This is a genomic window from Pseudescherichia vulneris (genome assembly GCF_902164725.1).
GTDB classification, from domain to species: Bacteria; Pseudomonadota; Gammaproteobacteria; order Enterobacterales; family Enterobacteriaceae; genus Pseudescherichia; species Pseudescherichia vulneris.
Map to the genome: position 1 here is coordinate 2,485,649 of NZ_LR607338.1, position 12,732 is coordinate 2,498,380.

Annotated in this window: 8 protein-coding genes; 5 read left to right on the forward strand and 3 right to left on the reverse strand. The window is 59.5% G+C overall.

Annotation, left to right across the window (positions count from 1 at the left end; genetic code table 11):
- The first annotated feature begins 70 nt into the window (after positions 1-70).
- From FN633_RS10620 to FN633_RS10630, 3 genes are all read left to right on the forward strand, one after another.
- Positions 71-346, forward strand: a complete 276-nt coding sequence (locus tag FN633_RS10620) for a metal/formaldehyde-sensitive transcriptional repressor (RefSeq protein ID WP_072015216.1) — start codon at positions 71-73, stop codon at positions 344-346.
- A gap of 31 nt (positions 347-377) precedes the next feature.
- A complete protein-coding gene (locus tag FN633_RS10625) occupies positions 378-1,496 on the forward strand; it encodes an S-(hydroxymethyl)glutathione dehydrogenase/class III alcohol dehydrogenase (protein WP_042390891.1) in 1,119 nt (372 codons plus the stop codon).
- 153 nt (positions 1,497-1,649) lie between these two features.
- Positions 1,650-3,338: a methyl-accepting chemotaxis protein gene (locus FN633_RS10630; protein ID WP_154057683.1), complete on the forward strand. Its 1,689-nt coding sequence runs from the start codon at positions 1,650-1,652 to the stop codon at positions 3,336-3,338.
- Between the two features lie 44 nt (positions 3,339-3,382).
- On the opposite strand, the gene FN633_RS10635 is transcribed toward FN633_RS10630, so the two are convergent.
- From FN633_RS10635 to FN633_RS10645, 3 genes are all read right to left on the reverse strand, one after another.
- Positions 3,383-5,746: a glucose/quinate/shikimate family membrane-bound PQQ-dependent dehydrogenase gene (locus FN633_RS10635; RefSeq protein ID WP_154057684.1), complete on the reverse strand. Its 2,364-nt coding sequence runs from the start codon at positions 5,744-5,746 to the stop codon at positions 3,383-3,385.
- Positions 5,747-5,994: 248 nt separating this feature from the next.
- Positions 5,995-8,286: an FdhF/YdeP family oxidoreductase gene (locus FN633_RS10640; RefSeq protein WP_154057685.1), complete on the reverse strand. Its 2,292-nt coding sequence runs from the start codon at positions 8,284-8,286 to the stop codon at positions 5,995-5,997.
- Between the two features lie 150 nt (positions 8,287-8,436).
- The gene (locus FN633_RS10645) at positions 8,437-9,360 is read right to left on the reverse strand and encodes a LysR substrate-binding domain-containing protein (protein WP_042390900.1); all 924 of its coding nucleotides are present in this window, start codon (positions 9,358-9,360) and stop codon (positions 8,437-8,439) included.
- Positions 9,361-9,611: 251 nt separating this feature from the next.
- Between FN633_RS10645 and hglS the strand changes: the two genes are divergently transcribed.
- Positions 9,612-10,955 carry a 2-oxoadipate dioxygenase/decarboxylase HglS gene (gene hglS / locus FN633_RS10650; RefSeq protein WP_154057686.1) on the forward strand — a complete coding sequence of 448 codons (1,344 nt, stop codon included), beginning with the start codon at positions 9,612-9,614 and terminating at the stop codon, positions 10,953-10,955.
- 112 nt (positions 10,956-11,067) lie between these two features.
- On the forward strand, positions 11,068-12,723 hold the full coding sequence (locus FN633_RS10655) for a glucan biosynthesis protein D (RefSeq protein ID WP_042390904.1): 1,656 nt from the start codon (positions 11,068-11,070) through the stop codon (positions 12,721-12,723).
- The last annotated feature ends 9 nt before the right edge of the window (positions 12,724-12,732 follow it).

Here is a 12,732-nt window from a genome sequence, read left to right on the forward strand (position 1 = left end):
AAATAAATTATAAATTTTACAAGAAGATAGTAAAATTGCTACTATACCCCCTTACAGTATAGGAGGGCGTATGCCACACTCACCTGAAGATAAAAAGCGCATCCTTACCCGTGTTCGCCGCATTCGTGGCCAGGTCGACGCCCTTGAGCGGGCGCTGGAGTCGGGCGAACCCTGCATCGCAATACTACAACAGATCGCCGCCGTGCGCGGGGCTGCTAACGGCTTGATGGGCGAGATGGTCGAAATTCACCTCAAAGATGAACTGGTCAGCGGCGAGACGACGCCAGACCAGCGCGCGGTAAGAATGGCAGAAGTCGGCCATCTTCTGCGCTCTTATCTAAAATAATTACTACTGTTCACATAAGGGAAGAGAGTTTATGAAATCACGTGCGGCTGTTGCCTTTGGGCCGGGTCAACCACTGAAAATTGTTGAAATCGACGTAGCGCCACCGAAGAAAGGTGAGGTGCTGGTCAAGATCACCCACACCGGCGTCTGCCACACCGATGCGTTCACCCTCTCTGGGGACGATCCGGAAGGCGTCTTCCCGGCGGTGCTCGGCCATGAAGGCGGCGGCGTAGTGGTGGAAGTGGGCGAGGGCGTGACCAGCCTGCAACCCGGCGACCACGTTATTCCGCTTTATACCGCCGAGTGCGGCGAGTGTAAGTTCTGTAAATCCGGTAAGACCAACCTCTGCCAGGCCGTGCGCGCCACCCAGGGCAAGGGCCTGATGCCGGACGGTACCACCCGTTTCTCCTACAACGGCGAGCCGATCTACCACTACATGGGCACCAGCACCTTCAGCGAATACACCGTTTGCGCGGAGATCTCACTGGCGAAGGTCAACCCGCAGGCACCGCTGGATAAAGTCTGCTTGCTGGGCTGCGGCGTTACCACCGGTATCGGCGCAGTGCACAACACGGCGAAGGTCAAAGAGGGCGATAACGTGGCGGTCTTCGGCCTCGGCGGCATTGGTCTGGCGGTGATCCAGGGTGCGGTACAGGCGAAAGCCGGACGTATTATTGCCGTTGATACCAATCCGGAGAAGTTCAAGCTGGCAGGCGAGATGGGCGCAACCGACTTTATCAACCCGAACGACTACGATAAGCCGGTGCAGGACGTCATCGTTGAGCTGACCGACGGCGGGGTGGAGTTTAGCTTCGAGTGTATCGGCAACGTTAACGTTATGCGTGCCGCGCTGGAGTGCTGCCACAAAGGCTGGGGCGAGAGCGTGATTATCGGCGTTGCTGGCGCGGGTCAAGAGATCCGTACCCGTCCGTTCCAACTGGTGACCGGGCGCGTCTGGCGCGGCTCCGCCTTTGGCGGCGTGAAGGGCCGTACTCAGCTGCCGGGCATGGTTGAAGATGCGATGGTTGGCAAAATCGACCTCGATCCGTTTATCACCCACCGTCTGCCGCTGGATCAGATCAACGAAGCGTTTGACCTGATGCACGAAGGGAAATCTATCCGTACCGTTATCCATTTCGGCGATAACTGATCCCACTGCCGGCGGTTTAGCCGTCGGCAGCCTTTTTAATGTGCGGATCTGTGACCGAGTTGGCGCTTTTAGACATAAGATAAATCTTATGGCTGCCGATGACTATCTGACAGGCGTGTAATTACGCATCTTACAATAAGAGAGTCGATAGCCATGGATAAAACAGCAGCGATGCACAAACCGCAGACAGTTGGCTTTTTACATCATATCCGCTTAGTACCCCTTTTCTCCGCCATCCTCGGCGGTATCCTTCTGCTTTTTGCCCTGAGTTCAGGGCTGGCAGGCTACTTCCTGATGCAGGCCGATAGCGACCAGCAGGACGTTACCGCCGAAATTCAGATCCGTATGGGGCTGTCGAATAGCTCTAACCACCTGCGTACTGCGCGTATCAACATGATCCATGCCGGGGCGGCCAGCCGCATCGCGGAGATGGATGACATGAAGCTCAACATTGCCGAGGCAGCGAAGCGTATTGGGCAGTCGCAGGAGGGCTTCAATGCCTACATGAACCGCAGCGTGAAAACGCCAGCCGATGAGGCGCTGGATGGCGATCTCAAGGCGCGGTTTGATGCCTATATCGCTGGGCTAAAGCCGATGCTGAAGTATGCTAAAAACGGCATGTTCGAGGCGATCATCAATCATGAAAACGAGCAGGCCCGGGGGCTGGACAGCGCCTATAACGACGTGCTGCTGAAGGCCATTCAGATCCGCACCGAGCGGGCGAATAAGCTCAGCGAACTGGCGCACCAGCGCGCGCAGCTGGGACTGATGTTTATGGCGGGCGCATTTGTGCTGGCGCTGCTGCTGACGTTGATTACCTTCGTGGTTCTGCGTCGTATCGTGATCAATCCTCTCCAGCGCGCGGCGCATCGCATTGAGCTGATTGCCTCCGGCGATCTGACCCATGCCGACGAGGCCACCGGACGCAGTGAAATTGGTATCCTGAGCCGCGACCTGCAAAAAATGCAGCGCTCGCTGGTGACAACCGTGAGCACGGTGCGCCAGGGCGCAGAGGAGATCTATCGCGGGACCAGCGAAATCTCGGCGGGCAATACCGATCTCTCATCGCGTACCGAACAGCAGGCGGCGGCCATCGAAGAGACCGCGGCCAGCATGGAGCAGTTGACCGCTACCGTGAAGCAGAATGCCGATAACGCCCACCACGCCAGCAAGCTGGCCGGGGACGCGTCCGGTAAGGCCACTAAAGGTGGGCAGATTGTCTCCGGCGTCGTGCAGACCATGGGCAACATCTCTAACAGCTCGAAGAAGATCTCGGAGATTACCGCCGTGATCAACAGCATTGCTTTCCAGACCAATATTCTGGCGCTGAACGCGGCGGTAGAGGCAGCCCGCGCGGGCGAGCAGGGCCGTGGCTTTGCAGTAGTCGCCAGCGAAGTTCGTACCCTGGCTAGCCGCAGCGCCCAAGCAGCAAAAGAGATTGAGGGGCTGATCAGCGAGTCGGTGACCCTGATTGAGCGTGGTTCCGGCGAGGTGGTTGCTGCAGGGGATACGATGGGCGATATCGTTGCGGCGGTAAAACGCGTTACCGATATCATGCAGGAAATTGCCGCAGCGTCCGACGAGCAGAGTCGCGGCATTGAACAGGTTAGCCAGGCCATCACCGAGATGGATAACGTTACCCAGCAGAACGCCTCGCTGGTGGAGGAGGCGTCAGCCGCAGCGGCGTCGCTGGAAGAGCAGGCGGCACGTCTGACCGAGGCGGTAGGCACCTTCCGGCTCAAGCAGGGCAGCCAGGCGCGGGAAGAGAAACCCGCAGCGACAAAACCCTTTACGCCATCGCGTCCGGCACTGGCCAGCGGCGATAACTGGGAAACGTTCTAATTTCACCAACCTTTGGGGGCCGTAAGGCCCCCTTTTTTTATCGCTTATTTACTGTCAGGCAGCGCATAGGCAATGATGTAATCCCCGCGATCTGGAGACTGACGTGCGCCTCCCGCGTTAATCACAATGTACTGCTTACCGGTTTTCGGTGACACGTAAGTCATCGGGCCGGATTGACTACCTACCGGCAGACGCGCTTTCCAGATCTCGCTTCCCGTCGCGGTATCAAATGCGCGCAGATAAAAATCCTGGGTACCGGCAAAGAAGAGCAGGCCGGACTGGGTAGAGAGAGACGCGCCCAGGGTCGGCATGCCGATCGGGATTGGCATATGCATGCGGATCCCCAGCGGGCCGGTATCCTGCACCGTACCTACCGGAACCTGCCACACCAGCTTGCCGGACTTCAGATCGACAGCGGACATGGTGCCAAACGGTGGCTTCTGGCACGGAATGCCCAGCGGAGAGAGGAAGCGTTCGCGCATCGCACCGTACGGCGTCCCCTCCATCGGCACAATCCCCATCTCGATGCCGCTGGCGTTTTTCGCTACCTTCGCACGCGGCACCATGTAGTTTGCCAGCCCCAGACGCATGTCGTTAACAAACATCAGGCCGTTGTTGGGATCGACCGAGACGCTGCCCCAGTTCATGCCGCCAAGCGATCCTGGGAACTGCAGGGAGCGATCGAGGCCCGGCGGAGTGAAGACGCCTTCGTGACGCATCGCTTTAAATTCGATACGGCAGATCAGCAGATCGATAGGGGTGGCACCCCACATGTCCGATTCAGTCAGCGTCTGGTTGCCGATCATCGGCATTCCGACGGAGAAAGGCTGGGTCGGAGAGTAACGCTCGCCTTCGACGTTGCCTGCCGGAACCGGACGCTCCTCTACCTTCGCCACCGGCTCACCGGTTTCGCGGTTGAGCATGAAGATCATGCCCTGCTTGCTGGTCTGCACCAGCACCGGCGTCGTGCCGCCTTTGCCATCTGGCAGATCGTAGAGCAGCGGTTGCGCAGGCAGGTCAAAGTCCCATAAATCGTGATGGGTGGTCTGATAGTGCCAGCGCACCTGACCGGTGGTGGCATCGACGGCGACAATAGATGAGCTGTACTTGTCATCCAGCGCGGTGCGCTCCCCGGCGAAGAAGTCTGGGGTAGCGTTGCCGGTCGGGAGGTAGACCAGGTTCAGCTTGGCGTCGTAGGACATTGCCGACCAGACGTTAGGCGTCCCGCGGGTGTAGGTCTGACCTTCCGGCGGCAGGCCGGTGATCGCCGGGTTACCCGGATCCCACGCCCACGCCAGCTTGCCGGTGTGCACGTCATAGGCACGTACCACGCCCGGCGGCTCGCCCGTGGAGTAGTTATCCGCCACGCGGCCGCCAACCACCACCACGTTACCCGCTACCAGCGGAGTGGAGGTCTGCTGATAGTAGCCAGGCTTCACTTCCCCCATGCCGACGCTGAGATCGACCGCGCCGTTGCTGCCAAAGTCCGCACACGGCTGGCCGTTATCGGCATTGATGGCTATCAGGCGGGCATCGGTGGTCGGCAGGAACAGACGACGGGCGCAGGCTGCGGGCTGCGCAGCGGGAACGGGCACGGCCTGCGCATCTTCGTAATAACCGAGGCCACGGCAGCGCTGCCAGTTTGGCGCAGTGGCTTTGCTGTCATAGCGCCACTTCTCTTTCCCGGAGTCGACGTCCAGCGCCAGCACCTTGCTGTACGGCGTACAGACAAACAGCGTGTCACCAATTTGCAGCGGCGTGTTCTGATCTTCCGCGCCGGAGCCGTTGCTCTGCGGGATATCGCCAGTATGGGCTACCCACGCCACTTCCAGCTGGTTCACGTTCTGCTTGTTGATCTGATCCAGCGCGGCAAAGCGGTCGCCGTGAGTGGTGTTACCCCAGTGTTTCCAGTCCGTCTGCTGGCTACCTTCTGCCACCGGCTTCACCGGTACGGCTTCGTTGGCCGTTACCAGCGTCTGCGGTTTGAACATCCAGCCTGCGCTCACCAGCAGCACCAGGGCAATCACGCCCGCAAGGCCAAAGGCTGGCTTTTTGTTGGCGGAGGCGGTCAGGAACGGCCAGAGCAGAGCGGCAAGGAAGGCGAGTACGCCAAAGGTAAAGAGCCGTGAGAACAGCGGCCAGAAGTCCCAGCCCGCGTCGCTGACGGCCCAGATCGCCGAGGCGATAAAGGCCAGCGCATAGAGCACGATGCCGCTGATGCGGTTTTTGATGATCAGTAGTGCAGAGATCAGCATCGCGACGCCCATGATCAGGAAGTAGGCGCTACCTCCCAATGAGACGAGTTTGATACCGGGAATACCAATAGCCAGGCCGATAATTATCAGAAGCCCGGCCAGAAGCCACTTCAGGATACGACCGATCCCGTGCGGCGTGCTGCCAGTTGCCATGTCACTCTCCTAAAACCGCTCTGGTTCACGCGTATGAACCAAAAAGGTAATTTAAACAGGGTTTGCCTTGTAAAGTAGGGTTTTAAATCCGCCGTATCGTTATCTTATGAACCATATGGTGAATTCCGCGACATGATAGATCTGTTAAATTGTTTTACGCAATTGTTAAAAAATAATTTGGCACGTTTTGTGAGCGGCAAACAAAACGCCCGTCACATAAACGGGCGTAAGGAGAGGGAGATTAAGGGTTAAGCGATGCGCAGAGTGGGCTGGGTTTCGGCCCTGGTCACGCGGACCGGAATTGATTTTGAGGTCGGCGTGCCGGTACCTTCCCCGATGCGGGAGAGGGGAACCAGCGGGTTCGTCTCAGGATAGTAGGCCGCCAGGTTACCGCGCGGGATAGCATAGGCCACCAGCTTGAAATCCTTAACCTGCCGCACAATGCCGTCATCCGCCTCGGTGGTGATATCGACCCGATCGCCATCCTGTAAGCCCAGCGCCGCAATATCATCCGCATGCATAAACAGCACCTCGCGCTGACCGTAAACGCCACGGTAGCGGTCATCCAGCCCGTAGATGGTGGTGTTGTACTGATCGTGGGAGCGCAGGGTTTGCAGAATAAAGGGCGCATCCTCCCGCACGGAAACCGGCAGCGCCGCGGCGCTGAATTCGGCCTTGCCCGACGGCGTGTTAAACGTCAGCTCGGCGGCGGCGTTGCCGAGCCAAAACCCACCCGGCAGATCGCAGCGGGCGTTAAAGTCGGCAAAGCCGGGGAGGGTAGCGGCAATGTGGTCGCGGATCAGACTGTAATCATCCGCCAGCGCCAGCCAGTTCACGGCGGTATCGCCAAGCGTGGCGTGGGCGATGTGGGCGATAATAGCCGTCTCCGAGCGCTGGGTTTTCGCCAGCGGTTTGCCGATCCCTTCGGAAGCGTGAACCATGCTGAAGGAGTCTTCTACGGTGATGAACTGTCGGCCGCTGGCCTGGATATCTTCCTCCGTGCGCCCCAGCGTCGGCAGGATCAGCGAGGCTTTACCGGGCATCAGGTGGCTACGGTTGAGCTTGGTGCTGATGTAGACCGTCAGCCCGCAGCGGCGCAGCGCTTCACAGGTGCGCGGCGTATCCGGCGCGGCGGCGGCGAGGTTGCCACCGAGGGCAATCAGAACCTTAACCTCATCCCGCAGCATGGCGTTGATGGCATCGACGGTGTGATGGCCCGGCCTGCGCGGCGGTTCGAAGTTGAAGTGGCGGGCGAGGCTATCCAGCAGCACGGCAGGGGGCTTTTCATCAATGCCCACCGTCCGGTTGCCCTGCACGTTACTGTGGCCGCGAACCGGGCAAAGGCCCGCTCCGGGTTTACCGAGATGGCCGCCGAGCAGCTGCAGATTGGTGATCTCCCGTACGGTGTCGAGAGAGTGTTTGTGCTGGGTAATGCCCATCGCCCAGGTGCAGATCACTTTTTCGGCGCGCTGCCAGATACCTGCCGCCTCGCGAAGCTGCTGCTCCGTCAGTCCAGACTGCTCAACCAGCGTTGCCCAGGGGGTAGCATCGATTTGCGCAAACCATGCCTCAATGCCCTGGGTGTAACGGGTGATAAACGCCTCGTCAACGATCCCGGGCTGGCCGTCGGCCTGCCGCTGACGGTGGGTCTCCAGCAGCGCCTTCGCCATGCCGCGCACCGCCGCCATATCGCCGCCAAGGTTTGGCTGATAGTAGGAGGAGCTGATGGTGCCTGCTTTCGGCGTGATCACCTCCAGCGGCTTCTGCGGATCGGCGAATCGCTCCAGCCCGCGCTCGCGCAGGGTGTTGAAGGTGACGATGCTGGCCCCGCGATCGGCGGCATGGCGCAGGCTATGCAGCATACGCGGATGGTTAGTGCCCGGGTTTTGGCCAAAGACGAAGATTGCATCGGCCTGATCAAAATCCTTCAGGTGTACCGTGCCTTTACCAACGCCGATGCTGCGCTTTAGTCCGGCACCGCTCGCCTCGTGGCACATGTTAGAGCAGTCGGGGAAATTATTGGTTCCGACCATGCGGCCAAACAGCTGATAAATATAGGCCGCTTCGTTGCTGGCGCGCCCGGAGGTATACAGCTCCATCCGATTCGGGTTATCCATCGCCTGGATATGTTGCGCAATCAGCGCCCAGACAGCGTCCCAGCTAATCGGCTCATAGCGGTCGGTAGTTGGGTTATAGCTCAGCGGCTCGGTAAGGCGTCCCTGATACTCAAGGAAGTAGTCCGACTGCTGGTTAAGAGCGCTAACGGTGTGGCGGGCAAAGAAGTCAGCGTCAACCTGGCGACGGGTGGCCTCCCAAGTCACGGCCTTAGCGCCGTTTTCACAGAAGCTGAAGGTGCTTTTATTGTCATCGCCCCAGGCGCAGCCGGGGCAGTCAAAGCCGCGAGCCTTGTTCATGCGCAACAGATTGCGCATATTCTTCAGGGCGTTTTTGCTGTCGATGACGAAGCGGGTCGTCGCTTCCAGAGAGCCAAGCCCACCGGCAGCGGCGTGGTATGGCTTGATGGCGGATTTAAATTTCATGCGTTCTTCCAGACGGCGGGTTGCTGCGGGCAAAGTTATACCTCTTCACAACAACCCATAATCAACAACGCGTTTTTATCACACAATTAACGTTATGTTTACCCTTTGCGCAACAACGGCGGCGGGAAGAGCGCTAAAGCGCACGCGGCGTTAAACCGGCATCGATTTCCGGATGGCACTCAGCAACGTTTGCGCCGCCGCCGAAAGCGGGGCGTCGATGCGGGTGATAATGCCAATTGGCTCGCCCGCACCCTGGGCCGGGATCGGCAGCGCCGTTAGCGCCCCCTGCTTGAGATCGTCCTTTACCGCGCCGGAAGGCACAAACCAGACGTAGTTATACTCGACGGTAAGCTGGCGGGAGAGCGAGGCAGACAGCGTTTCGATGCAGCCAGAGGGCAGAGAGCACCCCTGAGCTGCAAGCAGCGCCTCGGTATGCTGGCGCGGCGCGGTGCCCTGCGGGGCGACCACCACCGGCCACTCCATCACTCGACTGAGCGTCACCGTATCTTTTAATAGAGGGTGCCGGGGATGGACCACCAGCTTCAGGGATTCTAAAAACAGCAGCTCGTAGTTCAGGCCGCTCATCATCTCTGGATCTGACATGCGGCCAATGCCGATATCCAGCTCGCCGGTTTTCAGACCAGCCAGCAGCATCGGGTTATTCATCGTGGCGACCTGAAGCGTGATGTGCGGCAGGTGGCGATGAAATTCGCCAATCGCCGGCGGCATAATGCCGAGTGCGGCGGTAGGCAGCGCGCCCACGCGCACCACGTCACTGTTCACGCCCTCTTTGTGGGACAGCGCCTGCCCGGCAGTATTTAGCGCGTCCAGCACCCGTACCGCATGGGTCAGGAACTGTTCACCGACCACGGTGAGGTGCGCGCCCATTCGGCCACGATCGAAAAGCCGCGTGCCGGTCAACTGCTCAAGCTCGTTAAGGGTTTTCGACAGCGCAGGCTGACTTAGGTTGAGCGTTTCTGCCGCGCGCCCCAGCGTTCCCTGTTGAGCGACGGCGACGAAGGTATGTAAGTGGCGCAAGCGGATGCGCTGACTGAAGAGACCATTTTTTTCCATAGCCAATGTTAAAAACAGAGCGCAACCGCTGACAAGAAAAGTTATCTAAATTTGATAACCTGCTAGCAAAATATTATTAACATTTAACCGCTTTGCCCCACAGTCCGGGCTTTGCCCCCGCGCCTTGATATAATTTTTTGTTATGTAACTTACGCTTACACTCTTTGCCCCGATCACATTTTGTAATTATTTTCCGCGCCGGATAAGGACCTTCTCTACACTCCAGGTAGATGAAGGGGAGAAATGAGATTATGGCGTATACGATCACGGCTGATGAGATCCGGGAAGAATTTTCACAGGCTATGTCGGCCATGTACCAGCAGGAAGTTCCCCAGTACGGCACGCTGCTGGAGCTGGTAGCCGATGTCAATCTGGCGGTACTTGAGAACAACCCTAAGCTGCACGAGCAGCTTGCCAACGCTGATGAGCTGGCGCGCCTCAACGTCGAGCGCCACGGGGCCATTCGCGTCGGTACGCCGCTGGAGCTCGCTACGCTGCGGCGACTCTTTGCGGTGATGGGCATGCAGCCGGTAGGCTACTACGATCTCTCCCAGGCCGGAGTACCGGTGCACTCCACCGCGTTTCGCCCGGTTGATGACGAGGCGCTGTGCCGCAATCCGTTTCGCGTCTTTACCTCACTCCTGCGGCCCGAGCTGATTGAGAGCGAGTCGCTGCGCCAGCGCGCAAAGGCGATTCTGGCCAAGCGTTCGATTTTCACTCCGCGTTGTCTGGAACTGCTGGACTGCTTCGAGCTGCAGGGGGGATTCACGGCGGCTCAGGCCAGCGAGTTTGTTCAGCAGGCGCTGGAGACCTTTCGCTGGCATCAGCATGCCACCGTTGACTACGACACCTATCACGCGCTGCACAGCGAGCACCGGCTGATTGCCGACGTCGTCTGCTTTCCCGGCTGCCACATTAACCACCTGACCCCGCGCACGCTGGATATCGATCGGGTCCAGGCCCTGATGCCGGAGTACGGTATCGAACCGAAAGTGCTCATTGAAGGGCCGCCCCGGCGGGAGGTTCCGCTCCTGCTGCGGCAAACCAGCTTCAAGGCGCTGGAGGAGCCGGTGCTGTTTGCTGGAGAGCACCGGGGAACCCACAGCGCGCGCTTCGGTGAGATCGAGCAGCGCGGCGTGGCCCTGACGCCAAAAGGGCGGGCGCTCTACGACAGGCTGCTGGCGGAGGCGGGCACCGGGAAAGATAACCTGATCCACCAGCATCACCTGCAGGAGAAGTTCAAAGCCTTTCCCGACAGCGAGCTACTGCTGCGTCGTCAGGGACTGGCCTATTTCCGCTACCGCCTGACGCCGACCGGAGAGGGGCATCGTCACGCCTTTGGTCCGGGAGACGATCCGCAGCCGCTGATTGAGCGCGGCTGGGTGGTGGCACAGCCCATCACTTACGAAGATTTTCTGCCGGTCAGCGCGGCGGGGATCTTCCAGTCCAATCTTGGCAATGAGACCCAGCAGCGGCAACACGGCAATGCCAGCCGTGAGGCCTTTGAGGAGGCGCTGGGCTGTTCGGTACTGGATGAGTTTGCGCTTTACCAGGCGGCGGAGGTGCGCAGCCTGCGGCGCTGCGGACTGGTGTAAAACTCTCATTGGATTCTGCGACAAAGTTGTCTAGAGTGGGCGTGCTTTTATTGCCGCTGTTTCGCTTGCGGGCGGAGCGCTTACACACGACCAAAAGGACGTTTTCTCAGGCATGAACCGCAGACGTTTTTTAAAATCTTCTATGATACTGGCCGCTGCGAGCGGGACCTCAGGACTCGCCTCGCTCTTTTCCCGCGCTGCCTTTGCAGCGGAACCCGGCATTGCCGATGGTCAAAGCCATCGTTTTGATTTCTCCAGCCTGCAGGCGACGGCGCACGATCTGGCCCAAACCCCGTGGGGAGGCGCGCCGCGTGCGCTGCCCGAGACGCTCGCTACCCTGACGCCGCAGGCTTACAACAGCATTCAGTACGATGCAAAGCAGTCGCTGTGGAACAACGTAGAGGGCCGCCAGCTTGACGTGCAGTTCTTCCACGTGGGGATGGGCTTCCGCCGCCGGGTGCGCATGTTCTCGTTGGATCCGACCAGCCATCAGGCCCGCGAGATCCACTTCCGTCCGGAGCTGTTTAACTACCACGACGCTGGCGTCGATACCAAACAGCTAGAGGGGCAGAGCGATCTCGGCTTCGCCGGCTTCCGCGTGTTTAAGGCTCCTGAGCTGGCTCGTCGGGATATCGTCTCCTTCCTCGGGGCAAGCTACTTCCGTGCGGTGGACAGTACCTACCAGTACGGCCTCTCTGCACGCGGCGTGGCGATCGACACCTTTACCGACACCCCCGAAGAGTTCCCGGACTTCACCTCGTTCTGGTTTGAAACGGCGAAACCGTCGGACACTACCTTTACCGTCTATGCCCTGCTGGACAGCCCGAGCCTGACCGGTGCATATAAATTCGTGATCCACTGCGAGCAGAACCAGGTGATCATGGAGGTGGATAACCGCCTCTACGCCCGCAAGGACATCAAGCAGCTGGGGATCTCGCCGATGACCAGCATGTTTAGCTGCGGCAACAACGAGCGGCGCATGTGCGACACCATCCACCCGCAGATCCACGACTCTGACCGTCTGGCGATGTGGCGGGGTAACGGGGAGTGGATCTGCCGCCCGCTCAATAACCCGCAGAAATTACAGTTTAACGCCTTTGACGATAACAACCCGAAAGGCTTCGGGCTGCTGCAGCTGGATCGCGACTTCTCCCACTATCAGGACGTGATGGGCTGGTACAACAAGCGCCCAAGCCTGTGGGTTGAGCCGCGCAATAGCTGGGGCAAGGGGAGCGTTAACCTGATGGAGATCCCCACCACCGGTGAGACGCTGGATAACATCGTCTGCTTCTGGCAGCCGGAGAAACCGGTCAAAGCCGGGGACAGTCTCGCCTTCCAGTACCGCCTCTATTGGAGCGCTCAGCCGCCGGTGCATACGCCCTTGGCCCGCGTACTGGCGACCCGTACCGGCATGGGCGGCTTCCCGGAAGGCTGGGCCCCGGGCGAGCACTATCCGCAGGTGTGGGCCCGCCGTTTCGCCATCGACTTTGCCGGAGGCAACATTAAGGATGCCGCCCCAAGAGGCATTGAACCGGTGATCACCCTCTCCAACGGTGAGGCGAAGCAGGTTGAGATCCTCTACGTGGAGCCGTTTGACGGCTACCGCATTCAGTTCGACTGGTACCCCACCAACGACTCCACCGATCCGGTGGAGATGCGCATGTTCCTGCGCTGCCAGGGCGAGGCGGTGAGCGAAACCTGGCTCTATCAGTACTTCCCGCCAGCACCGGATAAGCGGACCTACGTTGATGACCGCGTGATGCGCTAAGGAAAGGAG